This is a genomic window from Myxacorys chilensis, assembly GCF_059505265.1.
Map to the genome: position 1 here is coordinate 58,805 of NZ_JCACKG010000204.1, position 19,986 is coordinate 78,790.

19 protein-coding genes are annotated in these 19,986 nt (G+C 49.3%); 7 read left to right on the plus strand and 12 right to left on the minus strand.

Annotation, left to right across the window (positions count from 1 at the left end; all coding sequences use genetic code 11):
- Nucleotides 1–40 precede the first annotated feature (40 nt).
- From AC5JLB_RS19785 to AC5JLB_RS19795, 3 genes are all read right to left on the minus strand, one after another.
- Nucleotides 41–1,057 carry an ABC transporter ATP-binding protein gene (locus AC5JLB_RS19785; RefSeq protein ID WP_495875533.1) on the minus strand — a complete coding sequence of 339 codons (1,017 nt, stop codon included), beginning with the start codon at nt 1,055–1,057 and terminating at the stop codon, nt 41–43.
- A 100-nt stretch (nt 1,058–1,157) separates the two neighbouring features.
- Nucleotides 1,158–2,117: a heme o synthase gene (locus AC5JLB_RS19790; protein WP_495875534.1), complete on the minus strand. Its 960-nt coding sequence runs from the start codon at nt 2,115–2,117 to the stop codon at nt 1,158–1,160.
- 146 nt (nt 2,118–2,263) lie between these two features.
- A complete protein-coding gene (locus tag AC5JLB_RS19795) occupies nt 2,264–3,217 on the minus strand; it encodes a COX15/CtaA family protein (RefSeq protein ID WP_495875535.1) in 954 nt (317 codons plus the stop codon).
- A gap of 512 nt (nt 3,218–3,729) precedes the next feature.
- Here AC5JLB_RS19795 and AC5JLB_RS19800 point away from each other — a divergent pair.
- The 4 genes from AC5JLB_RS19800 to AC5JLB_RS19815 all read left to right on the plus strand — a co-directional run bounded on the left by AC5JLB_RS19800 (nt 3,730) and on the right by AC5JLB_RS19815 (nt 9,479).
- Nucleotides 3,730–4,836: a cytochrome c oxidase subunit II gene (locus tag AC5JLB_RS19800; protein WP_495875536.1), complete on the plus strand. Its 1,107-nt coding sequence runs from the start codon at nt 3,730–3,732 to the stop codon at nt 4,834–4,836.
- Nucleotides 4,837–4,915: 79 nt separating this feature from the next.
- On the plus strand, nt 4,916–6,679 hold the full coding sequence (ctaD, locus tag AC5JLB_RS19805; RefSeq protein WP_495875537.1) for a cytochrome c oxidase subunit I: 1,764 nt from the start codon (nt 4,916–4,918) through the stop codon (nt 6,677–6,679).
- Nucleotides 6,680–6,769: 90 nt separating this feature from the next.
- Nucleotides 6,770–7,390, plus strand: coding sequence for a cytochrome c oxidase subunit 3 (locus AC5JLB_RS19810; protein WP_495875538.1), 621 nt, complete (start codon nt 6,770–6,772; stop codon nt 7,388–7,390).
- Nucleotides 7,391–7,547: 157 nt separating this feature from the next.
- Nucleotides 7,548–9,479, plus strand: a complete 1,932-nt coding sequence (locus AC5JLB_RS19815) for a hypothetical protein (RefSeq protein WP_495875539.1) — start codon at nt 7,548–7,550, stop codon at nt 9,477–9,479.
- 4 nt (nt 9,480–9,483) lie between these two features.
- Here AC5JLB_RS19815 and AC5JLB_RS19820 read toward each other — a convergent pair whose 3' ends face one another.
- From AC5JLB_RS19820 to AC5JLB_RS19840, 5 genes are all read right to left on the minus strand, one after another.
- A complete protein-coding gene (locus AC5JLB_RS19820; RefSeq protein ID WP_495875540.1) occupies nt 9,484–10,875 on the minus strand; it encodes a 1-acyl-sn-glycerol-3-phosphate acyltransferase in 1,392 nt (463 codons plus the stop codon).
- Nucleotides 10,876–11,092: 217 nt separating this feature from the next.
- Nucleotides 11,093–11,506 carry a pepsin/retropepsin-like aspartic protease family protein gene (locus tag AC5JLB_RS19825; RefSeq protein WP_495875541.1) on the minus strand — a complete coding sequence of 138 codons (414 nt, stop codon included), beginning with the start codon at nt 11,504–11,506 and terminating at the stop codon, nt 11,093–11,095.
- On the minus strand, nt 11,499–11,759 hold the full coding sequence (locus tag AC5JLB_RS19830; RefSeq protein ID WP_495875542.1) for a hypothetical protein: 261 nt from the start codon (nt 11,757–11,759) through the stop codon (nt 11,499–11,501). The genes AC5JLB_RS19825 and AC5JLB_RS19830 overlap by 8 nt, the downstream gene beginning before the upstream one ends.
- Before the next feature lie 112 nt (nt 11,760–11,871).
- Complete coding sequence (locus AC5JLB_RS19835) at nt 11,872–13,176, minus strand: recombinase family protein (RefSeq protein WP_495875543.1); 1,305 nt, start codon at nt 13,174–13,176, stop codon at nt 11,872–11,874.
- 76 nt (nt 13,177–13,252) lie between these two features.
- Nucleotides 13,253–13,618 (minus strand): VOC family protein, encoded by a 366-nt coding sequence (locus tag AC5JLB_RS19840; RefSeq protein WP_495875544.1) that lies wholly within the window; start codon nt 13,616–13,618, stop codon nt 13,253–13,255.
- A 78-nt stretch (nt 13,619–13,696) separates the two neighbouring features.
- On the opposite strand from AC5JLB_RS19840, the gene AC5JLB_RS19845 reads away from it, so the two are divergent.
- Nucleotides 13,697–14,461, plus strand: coding sequence for an SDR family oxidoreductase (locus AC5JLB_RS19845; protein WP_495875545.1), 765 nt, complete (start codon nt 13,697–13,699; stop codon nt 14,459–14,461).
- Nucleotides 14,462–14,606: 145 nt separating this feature from the next.
- On the opposite strand, the gene AC5JLB_RS19850 is transcribed toward AC5JLB_RS19845, so the two are convergent.
- The 4 genes from AC5JLB_RS19850 to AC5JLB_RS19865 all read right to left on the minus strand — a co-directional run bounded on the left by AC5JLB_RS19850 (nt 14,607) and on the right by AC5JLB_RS19865 (nt 18,237).
- Entirely contained in the window at nt 14,607–15,779 is a 1,173-nt protein-coding gene (locus AC5JLB_RS19850) for a DNA double-strand break repair nuclease NurA (protein WP_495875546.1), read from the minus strand.
- A 93-nt stretch (nt 15,780–15,872) separates the two neighbouring features.
- Nucleotides 15,873–16,106, minus strand: coding sequence for a type II toxin-antitoxin system HicB family antitoxin (locus AC5JLB_RS19855; RefSeq protein WP_495875547.1), 234 nt, complete (start codon nt 16,104–16,106; stop codon nt 15,873–15,875).
- Between the two features lie 230 nt (nt 16,107–16,336).
- Entirely contained in the window at nt 16,337–17,005 is a 669-nt protein-coding gene (locus AC5JLB_RS19860) for an HAD-IA family hydrolase (RefSeq protein ID WP_495875548.1), read from the minus strand.
- A 41-nt stretch (nt 17,006–17,046) separates the two neighbouring features.
- Entirely contained in the window at nt 17,047–18,237 is a 1,191-nt protein-coding gene (locus AC5JLB_RS19865; RefSeq protein ID WP_495875549.1) for an NAD(P)/FAD-dependent oxidoreductase, read from the minus strand.
- A gap of 141 nt (nt 18,238–18,378) precedes the next feature.
- On the opposite strand from AC5JLB_RS19865, the gene AC5JLB_RS19870 reads away from it, so the two are divergent.
- Both AC5JLB_RS19870 and AC5JLB_RS19875 read left to right on the plus strand, forming a co-directional pair.
- A complete protein-coding gene (locus AC5JLB_RS19870) occupies nt 18,379–19,437 on the plus strand; it encodes a D-alanine--D-alanine ligase family protein (protein ID WP_495875550.1) in 1,059 nt (352 codons plus the stop codon).
- Between the two features lie 251 nt (nt 19,438–19,688).
- The gene (locus tag AC5JLB_RS19875) at nt 19,689–19,877 is read left to right on the plus strand and encodes a CPXCG motif-containing cysteine-rich protein (protein WP_495875551.1); all 189 of its coding nucleotides are present in this window, start codon (nt 19,689–19,691) and stop codon (nt 19,875–19,877) included.
- Nucleotides 19,878–19,986 lie beyond the last annotated feature (109 nt).

A 19,986-nucleotide genomic window follows, 5' to 3' on the forward strand; every position in this document is an offset into this window, starting at 1 on the left:
TACATTCCTTTTAATAACAGTCCTTTTGATAACAGAAGAACTAGCGCATGTTTTGCTTCTTCTCAGCTTTTGCATCTCGGCTTCCTGCCGCCGCCAGATCCGCATCTAGCAGGGTGCGACCTGTCGCCGTGAGGTAGACATCATCTAAACTAGGACGCGACTGAGCAATGCCAAATGTCGGGAGTCCAGCTTTTTGTAGCGTTTGCTGAACGCCCATTAACGCTTCGCTATTGGGGGTCACTACGAGATTAAGAGAATTGCCTTGAGCCGGGTTAATAATGACCTCCTGAACGGTTGGCAAAGATTCTAGAAGAGATTTTGCCTGTTGAGCTTCGTCTGTTGGAGAGAATTCTCGAATCCGTAGCGTGATGCGATCGCCGCCAACTCGATCTTTCAACTCAGAAGGCGTACCGGATGCAATCACCATACCGCGATCGATGATGGCAACGCGATCGGCAAGCGCATCAATTTCTTCTAAATAATGGCTTGTAATCAGAACTGTCGTTCCAACTTCTCGCAATCGTCGCAAAAAGTTCCATACAGTACTACGGCTCTCAATATCGAGTCCGACTGTCGGCTCATCTAAAACAAGAACATCAGGCTGGTGAAGCAGTCCAGCGGCTAAATCGAGTCGCTTCTTGAGACCACCAGAGTAGGTTCCCGTCCGCTTGTCTGCCCATTCGTCTAGCCCCAGAAGATCGATCGTTTCTGCGATTCGCTGTTTGGCAGTGGCTTTCGGCAGGTGATAGAGCGCAGCTTGCAACTCTAGAAGCTCTCGCCCAGTCAGAACCTTATCGAGCGCCACTTCTTGAGCAATGTATCCCAGCCGCTGCCGAGCTTGACGAGGATTGTCAACAACTGAAATGCCAGAGACTTCGATCGTGCCTGAATCTGGTTCTGTCAACGTACACAAGCAGCGGAGTGTCGTCGTTTTTCCGGCTCCGTTGGGTCCAAGCAGGCCAAAAATTTCGCCCGACTGAACGCTGAGCGAAACATCTTTGACCGCTTCTACTGACCCATAGCGCTTCTGGAGCTTTTCGATGAAGACCGCAGGCATAGTCGGTACTCCTCTATACAAATCTCAACATGTCTATACCTATTGTAGTAGTTCTGGTGAACAGATAATGAGGTGTGGAGAAGCGATCTCCTGAGGAGGATTACCCTAATCGAGTGATGTAGGCTGTCGCAACATCGACGAGCTGATGAGTAATCGGGAGGCTATCGATCCCCATGCCCGCGCAAAGCAGCATCATGTAGAAAATTGAGTATTTAAACGTTGCGCGTGCAACTTGCAGATCTGACGGCGTTTGCATCAATTTCCAAGCCTTTTGCACAAAAATGCCGTTTAGCAGCATCGCGATCGCGCCATACACCACGCCCATCACATGCAATGGATAGACCAACAGCAGCGTTGCTGGAATTAGCGACAGGGTGTAGTAAAAAATTTGACGACTTGTAGACTCGTTACCTTTTACCACAGGCATCATTGGTACGCCGACCTTGGCGTAATCTTCGCGAATCAGGATGGCTAACGCCCAGAAATGCGGTGGTGTCCACAGGCAAATAATTGCGAATAGAACCCACGCTGCCCAGCTTAAATCGCCCGTCACGGCTGCCCAACCCACAAGCGGAGGAATCGCACCCGCTGCGCCGCCAATCACAATATTTTGAGTGCTATGACGCTTGAGCCAATGCGTGTAAACCAGCACGTAAACCAGAATGCCCGACATTGCCAAACACGCGCTGAGCAGGTTTGCAAAAACAGTCAACAGCGTAAACGAAGCGATCGCCAGCGCGATCGCAAAGATCAGCGCATCACGCGGACTAACTCGACCTGACGGAAGTGGGCGACCGCGTGTCCGCTCCATCACATAATCAATGTCGCGATCGTACAAACAATTAATTGTATTCGCTGATCCAGAGGCAAACGTTCCGCTCAGCAATGTCACTAACAGCAATACCGGATCAACCTGTCCTTCTGCTGCAATCCACATTGCCCCTGCTGTTGTAATTAGCAACAGCAAAATAATCCGAGGTTTTGTCAGTTGAACATAGCTTTGAATAATTTGTAGGAAATCTTGATTGCGGCGTGAAACGCCCGTCATTGCATTTTGCATTCGCGTATTCCGTAAACGAGAGAGTAGAGACGCAATATATTGCGTTTAAAGATATTGGTCTAGCAACTATTGCGTCTTTGACGTAAGCATTGTTCTAAGGATTGGATTGCAGCGATTGTTCGGTAAAAATCGTGCAGATCCACCGATCATTCCACCGTTGCAAGCGTTTCGTCTGCTGATGGTGTTAATTGCACCGCTGCTTGATCCCGCAACGCCAAAACCGCAAAAACAATTAGCGTTCCCAACAGCGCAGCGCCCGTCGCCTGATGCGCTACCGTCAACGGCTCCACCTGCAATCGGAGTCGAAACGTTGCAACACCCAGCGTAATTTGCAACAGCAACAGCAGCCCAGCGACATTCGCCAATCGCCGCAATGCAAACGAAAGCGCTGGAGTTCGCCAAGCCATGACGACCAGCGTTAGCACCGCGATCGTAGGCGGCACGATTCCAGCAATGTGACTATTCATCACCATGCAGAGCTTTGATGTCCCTAAGCATTGGTGCAGCGCCCATTGAGAAGAGACTAATCCTCCCAGAATGCTTTGCATATAGACCAAAACTGCCGCACTTACGCCCACCCAGCGGAGTTTGCCAACGGTTCCAATGCCTTTGTAAACCACCAGGGAAGATCCGATCGCTAGCAGCGTTCCAAAGAACAACAGTCCGGTTCCAAGGTGAGCCGTCACAATATCAAAGCGCAGCAACTCAGTCACCGTCAGACCGCCCAAAATTCCTTGAAAGACCACGAGAAACAGGGCAAAACTCGCGGCGCTCGGCATCCAGCGAGGCAAGTCCCGACGGAACCACCACGCCGCACCGCAGAGCGCGATCGCGCCAAATCCAATCGTTGTGGCAACAAGACGATGAAACCATTCTAAAAAAACTTGCAGGTTCATCTGCTGACGCGGCACAAACTCCCCATAGCACAAGGGCCAGTCAGGACAAGACAAACCCGCATTCATCACACGGGTAGCGCTGCCCAATGCCATCAGGAAAAGCGTCGCGATCGCCAGCCCAAACACCAACCGCGTCATCCAAACTCTGACGGCAATAGATGAGGGCGAAGAAACAGGAGAAGAGTGAAGAATAGAATTTGACATCTGAGAAATTTATTGTTCCGGTCTCTGAAGAGAAAATAAAAGTTCACGGAAATCGGAGCATCTGCTCTAAGTTCTACTTTAGTGACGGAATCGTTAATTTGAACAGCTTTAGGGAATTCTTCGGATTCTCAATGGCTTCCAGTCAACCTTCTACAACGCTTCTGCTGCGATCCCAAAGAAAATATTAAGGATACTTCTGAAACAGAACACATCCAAAGAGCCGTGTCGTACCGTTGAGGGGGGAGTTACCCAAATAGAGGTTTTGGCGTTTCAGCTTAGATTCAAACTGACATTTAGCCTTATTGGTTTTCGCGTTAGGATCTCTCTTAAGGGCGCTCTCCATCCAAAGCCCAAATACTAGAATTTCAAACGTTGATATTTCATCAAACATCTATGCTCTGAGCGAACAGACCGAGGGACAGCGAACCAGCCATAATCCATGTTGCCTTTTCCCGTTTAGTAGGTCTTCTTACACCCGATCCCACGTCCCCCATGAATGAGAGTGATGAGCCGTGAATATTCCAAGTCAAATTACAACGCTTCTCGCTGGTATTCTTCTGACCCTAATTAGCTTTTGGTATGGTCAGAACCACAACCTATTACCCGTTGAAGCCTCTAAGAATGCTGCTTCAGTAGACAGTCTGTTTAACGCCATGTTGACAATTGGCACAGGTATTTTTCTACTGGTTGCTGGCATTCTGATCTACAGCGCTATTAAGTTCAGACGCGATCCTGACGACACAAGTGACGGACCGCCCGTACATGGCAATATTCCGCTAGAAATTCTCTGGACAGCGATTCCGGCCATTATCGTGTTAGGGATTTCGGTCTACAGCTTTGACGTTTACATGGATGAAAACGGCATGAATCCCATGGATCACATGGCGCATGGGAAAGCTCAGCATCAGGTAGCAGCGCAGCCAGGAAATGCAGTTGCGCAGCTTACAGGGTCCCCCGCATTTGCCGCAACTCTTGTTTCTCAAGCTGATCCCAACCAGCAGCAAGCCGAATCGATTCTGAAAGATCCAGCCACCAACGCTGTGCGAGAAGATATTCCGCAACGTAAGGACGCGCCAACGCTGGGAACTGTCTCGCCACGAGTGGGTTCATCTCCTGAGAAAACAGAGAAGCCTGCTGAAGTAGTCATCAGTGCGACAGGAATGCAGTACGCTTGGCTGTTTACCTATCCAGGAACCGAAGTCGTTGCAGGAGAACTGCACGTTCCCTTGGGTCGCGACGTCTTGATTAATATTTCTGCTAACGATGTTCTACATGCGTTCTGGGTTCCAGAATTTCGTCTGAAGCAAGACGCTGTGCCCGGACGCCAAACTGAGATTCGCTTCACTCCAACTAGAGAAGGTCAGTATCCCCTGATTTGTGCTGAGCTATGCGGGGCATACCACGGTGCAATGAAAACGATCGTGGTTGTGGAGCCTCAAGAAGCGTATGACAGTTGGCTTCAGAGTCAAGAAGTTGCCAGTGCTGAGGTGCTTGATCGAGCGATAGCGGCCAATCCCGCTACGATGACCGACGAAGAGTACCTTGCTCCCTATGCTCAAGATATCGGCATCACGGCAGCCGCCCTCGAACAGTTACACTCCCACGAGGGGCATTCCTAATTTCTGATAGACAGTTGATGGACGCTTAATCGACATTGGGTACTCCGTGTTACCCTGCCTACCCCATACCCCTCTCGTCATGACTCAAGCCGCTCAAATTCAAGAAGAAGCCAACCAGCTTGCCCACGGCAACAAGCCGGGCAACTGGAAGGAATACTTCTCCTTTAGCACTGACCATAAGGTGATCGGAATTCAATATCTGGTCACAACCTTCTTTTTTTATCTCATTGGCGGTGTGCTGGCGACCCTGGTTCGCACAGAACTCGCTACGCCTGAATCGGATTTTGTCAGCCGCGAGGTTTACAACAGCCTATTCACGGTTCACGCCACAGTAATGATCTTTCTATGGATTGTGCCTGGAGCAACCGGCGGATTTGGCAACTACCTTATTCCTCTGATGATTGGGGCGCGAGATATGGCGTTCCCTCGCCTCAACGCGCTCGCCTTCTGGATCATTCCCCCGACGGGATTGATGCTGATGTCCAGCTTCTTAGTCGGCGCACCCGGCGCAGGTTGGACAAATTATCCGCCCCTCAGCTTGGTTAGCCCAAAAGCGGGGGAGATGATCTGGATTCTTAGCATTCTGCTATTAGGAACCTCGTCAATTTTGGCAGCCGTGAACTTCATCGTCACGATCTTCAAGATGCGAGTCCCTGGCATGGGCTTAAACCAGATGCCTCTGTTCTGCTGGTCAATGTTGGCAACCTCATTCTTAGCGCTGATCGCCACACCAGTTTTGGCAGGAGCAATGATCTTGCTGTCATTTGACGTGTTGATTGGCACTGCCTTTTTTAATCCAACGGGCGGCGGCGATCCGATCATTTATCAGCACCTCTTCTGGTTTTACTCTCACCCTGCCGTCTACATCATGATCTTGCCGATCTTTGGCATGATCTCAGAGATTGTTTCAGTTCACTCGCGCAAACCAATTTTTGGCTACAAAGCGATCGCATACTCCAGTATCGCCATCTGCGGACTCGGCCTAATCGTCTGGGCGCACCACATGTTTACCAGTGGAACTCCGCCTTGGCTGCGGATGTTCTTCATGATCACTACGATGGTCATTTCTGTGCCAACCGGAATTAAGATCTTCAGTTGGCTGGCGACGTTGTGGGGCGGCAAGCTCGATATGAGTTCGGCGTTGCTGTTTGCTATGGGATTTATTTGCCTGTTTGTGATTGGCGGTATTAGTGGCGTCATGACGGCTTCAGTTCCATTTGACATTCACGTCCACGACACTTATTTCGTTGTGGCTCACCTGCATTATGTGTTGTTTGGGGGCAGCGTCTTTGGGTTATATGGCGGCTTCTACCATTGGTTCCCCAAAATCACGGGACGGATGATGAGCGAAGCGTGGGGCAAGGCTCACTTCTGGCTTACGTTTATTGGCTTCAACCTGGCGTTTATGCCGATGCATAAACTTGGTATGGAAGGCATGAACCGTCGGGTTGCAGAGTACGATCCCAAGTTTGCGACATTAAATCTGATCTGTACGATCGGAGCCTACTTACTAGCCGTTTCGACCATTCCGTTTATTGTCAATGCCACTTGGAGTTGGCTGCGAGGCAAACCAGCGGGCGATAATCCGTGGCGAGCATTGACGTTGGAGTGGATGACCACTTCTCCGCCTCCAGTGGAAAACTTTGAAGCTGATCCAGTGTTAGCAACTGGTCCATATGACTATGGCATGGGTAGCCGTGCTACAGAAGTGGATGTTCCCTTCTCCGAGGCCGACGATCCAACTTTGTCGGCGGGTCCAAGTTCTACGTTGCGGGCAAAACCTGATCCGGTGGTAGCAGCAAATCCAAGCGATCGCGGCGACGAAAGCTACAACCGAGAGTAATTCAATTTAGTCATTCCATCGAAGAGGGAGAAACAGATTTTATTGGTTTATCCCTCGTTTTTTCAACTGTTCACTTAGCTATTCGAGACCATGACCACCCTCGATCCTGCAAAATTAGAGCGCAACCATCACCAAGACGACCATCATGTTGCGTCTGGGCATGAAGACCATCCCGATTATCGCCTCCTGGGCATCATTGTTTTTCTGGTCGCAGAAGGCATGATTTTTCTGGGGCTGTTCACGGCATATTTTGCCTTTCGGACGGTTGCCCCAACGTGGCCCCCTGAAGGAACACCCAAACTAGAGCTACTGCTGCCGGGCATCAACACAGTAATTCTGATTGGTAGTAGCTTTGTCATTCACAACGCGGATACAGCGATCAAGAAGAATGATGTTCGCGGGCTGCGCTTGTGGTTTGGTGTCACTGCGGCGATGGGCGCTGTCTTCTTAGCAGGTCAGCTTTATGAGTACTTCCATTTAGAATTTGGGCTGACCAAAAATATTTTTGCCAGCACATTCTATGTACTGACGGGATTTCACGGGCTACACGTCTGCTTTGGACTGATTCTGATCATGGCAGTGTTGTGGCGATCGCTAAAGCCCAATCATTACAACAGCAAAGATCATTTTGGCGTCGAAGCAGCAGAAATCTACTGGCACTTCGTGGATGTGATCTGGGTAATTCTGTTTCTGTTGCTTTACATCATTTAAATTAAATCGGATTCTGTAAATCTGATTTTTGTGAATTTGATTATCTAACCCAATCTCAAGCGCTCCTTGCAGTTCGTAATTTGTAATCTGAAGTATTTTCTTCAATTATGAATTACGAACTATCATGTTAAGCGCTGACTGAGCAGGGTGATGATAGATGAGTTTACCGTTTGTTTTAGATGTCGCGATCGGCTTAATTTTTACGTATTTAATTCTGAGTTTATTAGCCTCTGAACTGCAAGAATTATTGGCAACGCTCTTGCAATGGCGAGCTAAGCATCTTAAAGACTCAATTGAAGTTTTGCTCTCAGGAGGCACGGGTACGCCCGAAGAAGAGCGCGTGCGAGATTTGGTGTCTCGGCTTTACAACGATTCGCTGCTGCAAAACGTTAACCAAGAAGCGAAAGGCGTTGTTGCTACGGGCTTTCGACGGATTTCGGGTTTCCTGTTTCGGGGAAATCGCAAAGGCGCGTTTGGTCGGGAGCTATCAACCGGGCCTTCTTACATCGCGTCAGAAACGTTCGCCACAACCATGATCGAGCAGCTTGGCATCACGTCGCTGATCGACAAATTAACCGAAGTTCGATTTGAGAAATTTGTCCATCGCATTGTCGGACAGTATTCGACGGATGGGGTGGGCGAGGCTCAAGTTTCTAGCGATGATGGGTTTCGAGATGATTGGGAGCGGGGCGGAATTCGAGTCGTTGCGGCCAAGTCCAACATGGCTAACTTAGACCAAGATCATAATTTCCAACTATTAGTTGAAGAGTATGACGAGATCTTGCGATCGTATAAGAATAAGCAAGCCAACCTAACCACTAGCATTGAGCGGTTGGGCGAAGCCTTTAACATTTATATTGCAACGAGTTGCGATCCCAACTCATCGGAGCCAACGCAACAAATTTATGCTCGTCGCCTGCAATCGCTCAAATCTAGTATTTTTGGTGAAAATAACGATCGTGCGATTCTGTCAGGCGGTCTGAAGCCAAGCTTATCTGAAATTGCCGAACTGGTGAACCAGAACAGCCACACCTACAAAGAAGCGGTGAGCGCCTATGAGCGCTTAGCGAACACGGCAAGACCGATCGATGCCCAAGTCAATTCAACAATTGAAGGTCAAATTCAAGACTACATAGCAGGGTTAGAGCCTGAAGAGGCGCAACGCTTCAAGAAACTCATCAACGAGGACCACCTCAAACCGTATGACGCTCTACCATTTGACCAGCAGCAGATCTTCCTATCCACTGCCCTCAAAGATTTGTCGGAAGAGGAACGTCAACTGTACGAAGATTATCAGTCCTACAAAAAAATTCGGAGTGGTTTAAGTCGGTTGCCCGATTCTGTGAAAGAAAGTCTATCGATTTTGGCAAGGCGGGCTCAAACGCGAGTTCAGCAAGTCGATAACGAACTGCATCAATTTAGCGATGAGATCGCGCTTTGGTTTGACCGATCGATGTCGCGTGCGTCTGGCGTTTACAAACGCAATGCCAAAGGGGTGGCGATCCTGATGGGTCTTGTTCTCGCGGCGGGTACAAATGCCGATACATTTCATATTTTCAATCGACTATCGAGTGATGATAGCTTGCGACAACTGATTACTGACCAGGCCGCTAAACTCGATCTGAGAGCGACCAATTCTCCGCGTTTGTCGGAGGATCTAAAAAACCTGAGAAATCAGACAGATTCTGCATTGCGAGACATTGCTTTTCCTATTAGCTGGAGTCCGGTCAATTTAGGCAGACAGCTTGAATGTCAGCCCAATGAGGTTCCGAGCGATCCGTCTCAAGCGACGCAACCAGACACACCCAATCAGACTGATGACACTCAGGCTAAACAAGCCTGGGCAAACCTCTACAAATCCTGCGTCAATGGAGGTCAAGCGACGATCGACACCCCTGTACCCCTACAAGTGATGGACATTGTTGCTCATCGACCTTTGGGACTGCTGCGAATGGTTTCGGGTTGGGCGTTTAGTGGCCTTGCGATCGCGATGGGTGCTCCGTTCTGGTTTGACTTGCTCGGCAAATTTGTCAATGTCCGCAATTCGGGCGGCAAGCCAAAACCCAAAACAGAGGAGAATTCGCCTTAACTAACTAGACGTTAAGAATCATTGTTTCCATCGCGTCTTGTAAATCTTGAGTGAGATCGGTGACTGCTTGTTTTGCAGAACGCCGATCTTTTTTGTAAGCATTCCAGCGATCGCTGAGCGAAATCGGTTCTCCAATCGTAATTAGCGCCGATTGTTTCCCAAGCTTCGGGCGATGAAACGGATTGCCACCTTTGATTCGAGTCATGGTGTCCCACAGAATCAGCACCGCTTCGGCAAACCGCTCCGCCGTCGGTTTCTCGAATACATATTGCCCAGTCACAGCCACAAAGCTCTCGACAATTCGCATGTGCCAGATTCGCAGATGAGCTTCTTCCGCAACTAGATCGGCAAGCCCGCGCTGCAAGGGTGAAAGCTTATCAAGCGTGAGATCCTCGCGATAGATGCAATCCCAAGCCGCTTGTTCAAGGCGACGACAGCGGTCGATCACCGTTCCTTTTGGCAGAACATTGAAATACTCTTCAGGAACTTGTAAGGCCGCGTTGAGTAACTCTTGCAATCGGACGGCAAATTCTTCGTTGGTCATCTTGTGATGTTTAGCGTTCTCTCCGGTTTTTAAGGGTTGATGGTAGAAGCGTCGATAAAACTCTTCCATTTCCACTAACAAGTGTGCAGCTAACCGATAAAGCCGGTGATATAAATATCGCTCATTTAGTTTTTTTTCGTCGCTCTCTGCCCGGCTCAGTCCAGCGTCCGCTTCCAATTCTCCGAGTAGTGCCTCGATTTCAGCCCAAGGTGGTGTTATGTAGCGATATTGAAGTCCCACAGGTATTACAATTACCTCTTCCGAACGCCCGGCTTTCTGCAAATCTTCAGCGCACCAGAAGCCAAGCTGCGAAATTCCAGGCTCTAGAGGACTAATAATTTCGTTGTGCCCATTGGTTGCGCCTTCGGGGGCGGCCATGAGCGGAAATTGACCGTTGGCAAACAGATCACGCGCCGATCGCAAGCCGGCCCGATCGAGCTTGCCGCGATGGATCGGGGTGCCGCCCAGTTTGGAATACATCCACCCAACGATCGCACCTGCCCAAAGCGGAATGCCGCGATCGTACATAAAGTGAGCATGGGTCGGCTTTTGTAAACGAATTCCGTTTTGCTTAGCAAATCGAGGCAGCAGATGATGCATCAAATACATCATGGTGGCTGGATCGTCGGTACTGGGATGCCGAAACGCCAGCAGTAAGCGAACTTTGCCGTCTTGAAACTGCTGATAGAGATGCGCCAATTGTTCTATGTTTTTAGCTTCGACCTGACAGATCGGCGTTCTAAAGCGCAACCACAACGGCACGGTTGCTCGCAAAAAATAGACCGCTTTACGATCGAGGGCGGGCGGAATAAATTCTAAGGGAGGTTGAACCTGTTGGAGTGAGCGAGGCAAGGGAAACTCCTTCGATCGATATCGGGATGTTATACCAATTTTCCCAATTAAGCGACAGATCCTCGTAGAGACGCGACGCATCATGCCCAGGGCAAACGCATCTAAACCTTAACTTCGGCTTTCGGTTCTGACGAACTACCAACAAAGATGAACGGCGACGAGACAATTGAACCAAAGCGAAATCTAAACGGTTACGCTGCTGGCTTACAGATCAACTTCATCTTCTTGGACAAACCTCGAATGCTAACTCGTGCCGATAAAAACACACATTGAACTCTGCAAAAAAGTTCATGTGCCCAAAAATCACAGGGATATCTTCTAATTTAGTCCACGCAAACGCAAACAGGATAGGAGAAAACGGCGCGATCGCAGCAGACACAACTAAACCTCGTGCCTCACTCCGTGCCAAATTTCCACTCAATGGTACAGAAACAGTTTGGTTTTCCCAGACGGCTCCCAGTTGTAGACCAATCTCGTAAGGTAGAACATTGACACTCGCGCCGGTATCTAACAGTGCCATTATCTCTACAGAACGGTTCTCTAATGTGAGGATCGAAGGTAGGGGCATGACGAGCGATCGCCCGGCGCTATCCGTTCGCTCAGTAAACGAATAGCGTTGCCCATCAAGCATTGGATGCTTTCTTGACTGTGGTTAGAAGATCAGACAATGCTTGAACCGCTTCCTTATCCGCTTGGGGAGACCACACTACTGCTTCAGTAGATGCGAGGTGATTGAGAAGCATTTTCTCTGAATCACTCTCTTCAAGCGGTTCTAGGCTGCATCCTTCCTCCTTGGCAACTGCTAGAAGGAGAAAGTGGATCAGTCGAATCTTATCTTGATGAGATAACTGATTAATGGTGGGCAACAGTTCGCTGAGTGACATATTGCTTATTTCAGAGGCTATACAGCCCTCCATTGTAATCTTGATCCTCCTGTGAGGCTTAGGGGATATTGTTAGGCTGTCTCTGTGAGCTATAGTGCTTTACACCTTTCAATCAAAAGATGAACTTTAAACTCAACTTCCAGTCTTCGCTTTCACGAATCAATTCAATTTGACGGATGAATTCGCGAAAATAGAACCGACGTTCAGATTCCGATAGGTCAAGCCAAAATTGGGGAATCGAAACGGTCTTGGCGATCGCAATCAAATTGACAGGCGGTAATTGAGCTAGTTTCGCTTGCAGTTGGGCAATTTCAGCCCTCAAGTTATAAGTTCTTAAGTCTGCCGTTTCTTGATCTAAAACACCGCTTTCTAGCAGAGATGGAAGTTGATTCAGAATCGTTTGTTTTTGCGCGATCGCACCGTCAATGCCCTGTTTGATCCCTTCGACCGGAGGCAACTCGACGCCCGACACCGCACGGGGTAGTTCCTCACAGATTTGCTCAATTGTGCGCTGTAAAACTGAATCATAGGCGATCGATTTGCACTTTGGGTTGCAGGGGCATCGGGTTGGACGCAGATAAAGATATTCCTTCGCACCTTTGCGCTTGCGACGTGACTGAGTGACTCGCGCGATCGTCATGGGAGACTGACAGGTTTTGCAGATCACAAGTCCTGCCAGCGATCGCGGCGCACTTGCGGTGCGAGCGGGAAGCCGTCGGTTGCGTCGCAGGAGCCGATCCACTTGTGCTGCTTCATCACGGGAAATAATGGCGGCGTGAGTATCCGAGAGGAGGTCGCCGTTTTGGTATTCTAAGTCGCCTCGATAAACCGGATTGATTAACCATCGGCTCCCGGTTGAAACAGCAATTTTTTTGCCATACTGCTTTTCTAAATAGCGAACCGCGCCCCGCAGCGAGCCAAACAGTAGAAATCGCTCGAAGAATTCTTTGACCACCGGAGCCGTACTGCGATCGATGATATAGCGATTGCGGCTGCGACGATAGCCGTAAGGCGCTTTTCCGGGAGGAGCAAAGGCTTTCACACGGTTGCGGGCGTGCCCTTGACGAATGCGCCTGCTGCGTTGGGTGTATTGGAGTTGCTGTAAGAACTTTAGAAATTCCGATTGTAGATTGTGTTCAGATGCCTCGATGGGAATGACGTTGATGTTGAGCGATTCGAGTTGAGATAAGCGATCGCTGACCTCTTTCATCGATTCGCCCAATTCTTCTAAGCGACGAATTAGGAGATAGTCTACAGATTCGGTTTGACAGTCGCTCAGCAATTGTTGAAACTGAAAGCGCGGCTTCTTCTCGGTGGCTAAATCTTGATACACGCGATCGATATCCCAGCCCCACAGCGTCGGATCGGGGGTTATCTCTAAAAGCGGATCGCTGTACAGATAAGCAATGATTTTCATACAGAATGGGATTGCTAACGAAAATCAAAAAGTTCTGTAGAGGTAAATAGAAACTTCAACGGTTAGTGTCATGCAATTATCCCACGACTCCCAATTCGATCACATGTCCGTCGGGATCTTTGACAAACAGCGCTGGACGACCGGAAGCACTCATCTGAAACGGGTAGCCGTGGGAGGTTAACTGCTCTTTTGCCGCTTCAATGTCAGAAACCGAAAACGCCAAATGCCGATTTCGCCCCCATTTTTCTGCATTCTGAAAATCAGAAATGATGTTGGGAACTTCGATGAGGTGAATTTGCATCGTGCCTAGCTCATACCACGTACCGGAAAATTTGAGATTGCGATCGCCCGTTGGCAACCCTAATACCGTTCCATAAAAGTAGTCTGACTTTTCTAAGTTCGACACTGGAATCGCGGCGTGGAGAAATTGTGTGATCATCATAAAACCTGCAAATTAAAATGATGGCAGTTCGTTAGATTATAAAATTCTGGCATCGAATCCTTAAACAGACTTTATCGCATGAATAATCGCTGGACACTGAGCGGAAAGAAAGCTTTGATTACAGGCGCAACTAAAGGGATTGGACTGGCGATCGCGCAAGAATTTCTCTCTCTTGGCGCAGAGGTGATGATTGTGGCGCGAGATCAGGACGCGATCTCGCAGCAGCTTGAAACTTGGAAATCGCAGGGGTTGGAGGCTGAAGGGATGGCTGCCGACGTATCAACCTCTGAGGGACGAGATGCGATCGCGCAGTACGTTCAGCAAACCTTTGGAGGGTTAGAGATTCTGGTGAATAACGTGGGGACGAATATTCGCAAAGCGGCAACTGAGTACAGCGTGGATGAATATACCAAAATTATGGAAACCAATCTAACGTCTGTATTTGAGATGTGCCGACTGACCTATCCGTTGCTCAAAGGGGCGGAAAGCAGCATCGTTAATATTGGCTCTGTTGCTGGATTGACTACCGTTCGGACGGGTGCGCCTTATGGCATGACTAAAGCAGCGTTGGTTCAACTCACGCGATCGCTGGCAGTGGAATGGGCAGCTGATAGAATTCGCGTTAATACAGTCGCGCCCTGGTTTATTCGCACGCCTCTAACCGATTCCTTGCTCAACAATTCCGACGTTCTAGCCTCGGTACAAGCTCGGACGCCGCTCAAGCGCGTGGGTGAACCAGAAGAAGTCGCAGGGTTAGTCGCGTTTTTGTGTATGCCCACCGCTTCCTACATTACAGGACAGTGCGTTGCTGTTGATGGCGGCTTCCTATCGTTTGGTTTCTGAGTGGACATATTTGCGTGAGATTCTGCACCCGTTAGAATAGGCATTCTACCCAGCATTGATGAACGTCTGAGTCTCGCTGACAAACTCCCTAAGCAGCACCGACGAACTATAGCAGTGTGGGATTCTGCCATTAGATGGTTATGAGCTAGCGCCTTCGAGCCTTGCTCACCATCTTGCGAGATAGACGCAATGTTAAGTCTTCTTTTTCTGCCCACTCTTGCACAAGGCGATAAAACGTTTGACGGTCTTCATTCTTTAAAACCGCGACCTGATCCGCCGTCTCGATCGCATAGGGATATCCGCCGCCAATAATCACTTCTGCTCGAACCCAATCGATCACGCGATCGTAGAGTCCCGCTTCATAAACCCAAACAGGCATCTCTAAACGCACAGGATAGCTATCCCGATTGGTCTTGAGGTAGGTAAAAACGATGTGATCGGCTAACTCTTGATAGAAATCTCGGACTCCGATGCGCTGACAGCGAAAAATAGGAGTGCGATCGCCCCACTGCATGTCATGTTTGGCGCGAGTCAGGAGTTGGGCATCATGAATGGCTTTGCCTTCGGGTAGATCACACAACCGTCTCAGCATCTCAGTCAGATCGCGGGCGGTAGAGGTATCGATGTAGCCCACGAGCGGAACTCGATATCGTTCACTCGCTCGAATTAGGTTACGAATGCATTTGACGTAGAAATGCTTGGTTTCTTCATCAAAGGCTTCTGCAAAACTCGCAATCAGCGAACCGTCAAAGAAGGCCAAGCAGCGATCGCATCCTTCGCGCTCTTCCATGTATTGGATTAAGCGCTGAGTTTCCATCTCAAACCGACGCAGATTGACTTTGCGATCGGCGAGATCTCCCCGTCCGACGCGCAGATCACTCGGCGTCAGCACCTCTGATTTGATGTCTTTTTCATACTCGCCCGATGGCAAATGAAAGTTTTCGTACCACCCGATCTGCACTAGCGCTACTGGGATCGAGAAATCTTTACTCGGATAGATTTGAGAGCCATCCACGGCAAATGTGGAAATTCCAGTCAAGCGATCGCGCACCCAGGCCATGCTCTGCTCTCGGCTCTGCCACGTCAAATCACACGGCAAAATCCAGTCTGGAGATGTGCCAAGCGCCTCTAACGGACGTGCGCCACAATCTTTCATGCCGTCTAGCCGATCGAGCAAGTCGGTGTGCGATCGCTGCGACATTTGGGCAAGCGCCGCTCCATAAAGCTGAAGCTCGTGCATCGCCGTCTTGTCGAAGCGCGTAAAGTCTTCTCGCTTCTGATTTAGCTGAGCCAGAATTTGCGATGGTTTGACAGGCATGAACTTAAAGAATTAATACCTAAGTACTATATCCCAGGTTCTCAGATTGCAATAAAATCTGCGATCGCTGATTCGCCTGAAGATGGGGTGAGTTCAGCCTATTGCGTTGATTAAAAAAGAGCGATCGGCAGTGAGCGGATTAGGAAGGATTTGATTTCGTGCTTGGTAATCTTCAACTAGAAGCTCTAACACGTCTTGACCGTTTCTCAGTGCCTCTTCGTAAGTGTCTCCATGCGTGTGAGCATAAGGACCAAATTCAGGCAAACTCACAATAAACTTTTGATCTTCATCTGACCACTGAATCACCATACTGTAGTGGGGCGTCATTCACGTTCTCCATTATCTTCGTTTAACCTATTCAGATCTCGGAGGGCATTTTTGATGTCTCTTTCTTGATAGCGATCAGCGTCTGCTCCATCTTTTCCAGAAAGCGGCATGTAAGGCAAAAGAGGGTGAGACCATACTGTATGACTGCCTTCTCCTGATCTGTAAGTAAAGTTTGCCCGTAGTAGTATCGCCTTTAGTTCTCGGATCTTCTTTGGCACGTCCCGATTTCTCTATTTTGATTCTCGATTCGCTTGTAGGTCTCGATCGACAAGAATCCCCCGCAGTCCTGCTAATTTTGCGGCCTCATAATCCTCTTTAGCGCTATCTCCAATGTGCCATGCCATCTCCGCCGCACAATCATGCTTTTTGAGCGCAATTTGAAAAATTCTGGCATCTGGTTTTGCCACTCCAGCTTTGGTGGAAATGGTGATCGAGCTAAAGTAATCGGAGAGATTGAGGGCTTTTAGAACAGGATGGATGCGCGAGTCAAAATTTGAAATGATGCCCAACGGAATGTCCAGTTTTCTTAGCCGCTCTAACGTTGGAACCGTGTCCCGATACACTATCCAAGGCTCGGTGGTGGCAAAGTGAGAATAGACCTCTGAGAAAAATTCTGAGAAGTTTTTGAACTGATCGAACACGCCGACTTGGCGAAAGGTTTTAGATGCGATCGCGCCCCACCAGCGATATTCAAGCCGAGGAATGTCAGTAGAGTTTGCCTCTGGAAACATGCAGGGGGGCGAAGCTTTGAACTGTTGATAGAACGCCTCATTCAACTGCTTCGGATCAACCTCAACCCCGTGCTTTTGGGCAAGCTGTCCATATACTTCGCCCACACTGCCACGAACCCCAAACAATGTACCAACCGCGTCAAAAAAGATTACTTGGGGGCGTTTCATAAGACTTTCCGTAGAGGAACATAGACAATTGCCATCGTCTATTATTCATCGTTTCCTGCCAAAGCATCCACGATCGGACGCGTTAACCAGCTAAATCCAACGCGAATTTGGTGTCTTAGAGTGGGCATCCGGTTGAGGTAGGCAAGCCGCCGCGCCAAATTTGCCAATGCTCCATCTAGCTGGAGTCCTAAGCCTGTCAAAGTCGCCTCGCCGATGCCGAGTGTCATCATTTCGCCCAAATACTGATAGCGGAATGGCAGTAAAGGGCGATGGGTGAGCGAGGCCCAAATATTCCAACCGACATAATCGGACTGTTGAAATGCCGCTTGGGCTGTGGCTGGAACCTGCTGACCTTCAGCATCTTTGCAGTCTGCCAAATCGCCCAATGCAAAAATCTCAGGATAATCGATCGCTTGCAACGTTGGGGTCGTCACAATCTGTCCTCGCTGATTTTGCTTGAGCGGAAGATTTCGGACGACTTCGGCAACGCGAGTTCCAATCGTCCACAGAACGATGTCCACCGGAATCGTATCCGTTGAGCCTTTGTAGAGTAGAGAAATGCTGTCCTCGGTTAGGCTCTCCACTGTGGTTTCTAGATCGAGAAAGACGCCTCGTTCTTCTAGCGCCTTGGTGGCTGCCTCACGATTGTGAGTGGGGGACGATCGCAGAATTTGATCAGTTTGCTCGACAATCCGAATGCGGGCACGGTCACCTAAGCGATCGGCTAATTTACAGGCGAGTTCCACACCGCTATATCCCGCTCCAACGATCGCAATCCGAATGCGATCCGCCGCCGATTCTTTTAGAAGTCTTAGCCGTTCTTGCAATCGGTAGGCATCTGCGATCGCTCTAAACGGAATGGCAAACTCCTCAGCTCCTGGAACGATATCCATCGGCGTTTCTCCGCCTGCCGCTAACACCAAGCGATCGTAGGTCAGAGTTTCTCCGTTCTGAAGCTGAACCTGTTTTGCCTCAACGTCAATCTCGGTTACGGCTGTCTGCTTAAATCGAATTCCGGTTCCCGCCAGCAGTTCTTCATACGGCGGGGCGACTTCCCACGACTGCATTTCTCCCGTCACCAGTTCGTAGAGCAGAGGAGCGAAGACGAAGCGATCGCGCTGATCGATCAGCGTAATTTCAGGTCTGTCGAGCTTGTCCCACGGCAACTGATTCAGCCGCAGCGCGGTATACAATCCACCAAAACCGCCACCGAGAATACAAATCTGAGACATAACGCTTAAGTCACGAGGCAACTCTTTTCATTCTAGAGACTCCCCCCCAATATTTCATTAGGAGTTCATCTCTCCTCTCGGATTAGCGTCGCTTCATGGCAGAATACCGTAAACGCACAGCCCGTATTCATAGGACGAGTCATGACCAAACTGAACGTAGGACTGTTATTTGGCGGATGTTCTGGGGAGCATGAGGTGTCGATTTCCTCAGCCCGATCGATTGCTCAAGCCCTAAGTAACGAGGCTAACGCCGAGAAGTACATGCTCCTGCCGTTCTACATTGGCAAAGATGGAGCTTGGCGATCGCCCGAAATTGCTCGGCAAGTTCTCGAATCGGGTGCTGCCATTCCGGTGGCTGACGAAACTCCTAATCGTTGGCAGTTTCCTGTCGAAGCGGCTGGAATCGATGTTTGGTTTCCAATTCTGCATGGCCCGAATGGTGAAGATGGGACGGTGCAAGGGTTGCTCAAACTGATGCAAGTTCCGTTTGTTGGCTCTGAGGTGCTGGGATCGGCGGCGGGAATGGATAAGATTGCTATGAAAATGGTGTTTGCTCAGGCAGGATTGCCGCAGGTGAAATATGTGGCGGTGAAGCGCTCTGAGGTCTGGTCAAATCCGTGTGTGTTTCCGAAGCTGTGTGACCAGATTGAATCCCAGTTGGGCTATCCCTGTTTTGTGAAGCCTGCGAATTTGGGGTCGTCGGTAGGGATCTCGAAAGTTCGGACTCGCGGGGAACTAGAAGCGGCGTTAGATAATGCGGCAAGCTACGATCGGCGGATCATTGTGGAGGCGGGCGTTGTCGCACGAGAGATAGAATGTGCGGTGCTGGGCAATGATCAGCCGAAAGCATCGGTTCCGGGAGAGATTACGTTTCAGAGTGATTTTTATGACTACGAAACGAAATACACAATTGGCGAAGCGGATTTATTTATTCCGGCAAATATTCCTCCAGCCGTGACGACCCAGATTCAGGAGCGGGCACTTCAAGCGTTTCTGGCGTTAGATTGTGCAGGGCTGGCGCGAGTGGATTTCTTTTACGTCGAAGCGACGGGCGAAATTTTGATTAATGAAATCAATACGCTGCCTGGTTTTACAGCAACAAGTATGTATCCTCAGATGTGGGCGGCAAGTGGAATTCCGTATCCTGAATTAGTGGATCAATTGATTCAGTTTGCAATAGAACGACACTCTAATAAATAGCCATGCATCGCTCATTTTTCCTCAGCGTTGACTCATCTAAGTGGAAGTGTGGCAGATTGACTGGCTCTGATTGCGCTTCAACTAGGAACGGAGACAAATTTTCTATCTCTCTTCTGATTGGAGATGAGAAGAATTCATGCTGATATTTGGCAGTTTTTGTTTGATCTGCGATCGCTCCCGTTTGATCTGCCATCATTCCTATTTCACCTGCGATCGCTCATCCTTCATCCCTCGTTATTCCTTCCCAATCTATGCAAAACACCGCCGAATACATCTGCGCCTATTGCGGCGAACCCAACCTCACCTTTGTCGATTGGAGCGGAGGAACTCAGCAATCCTATACCGAAGATTGCCAGGTCTGCTGTCGTCCCAATGTTCTCTACATTCGATTTGATGAAGACACACTAGAGGTTGAAATTGACAGCGACTACGAAGAATGAGGGTTGGATCGGGCTGTGAGCAGCACTAATCCAATCGATTGCAGCTACCGTTCTCCCGGTAATGTCCCAGATATGTTGTTGTGACTGAGAGAATCTGCTGAAATAGAAG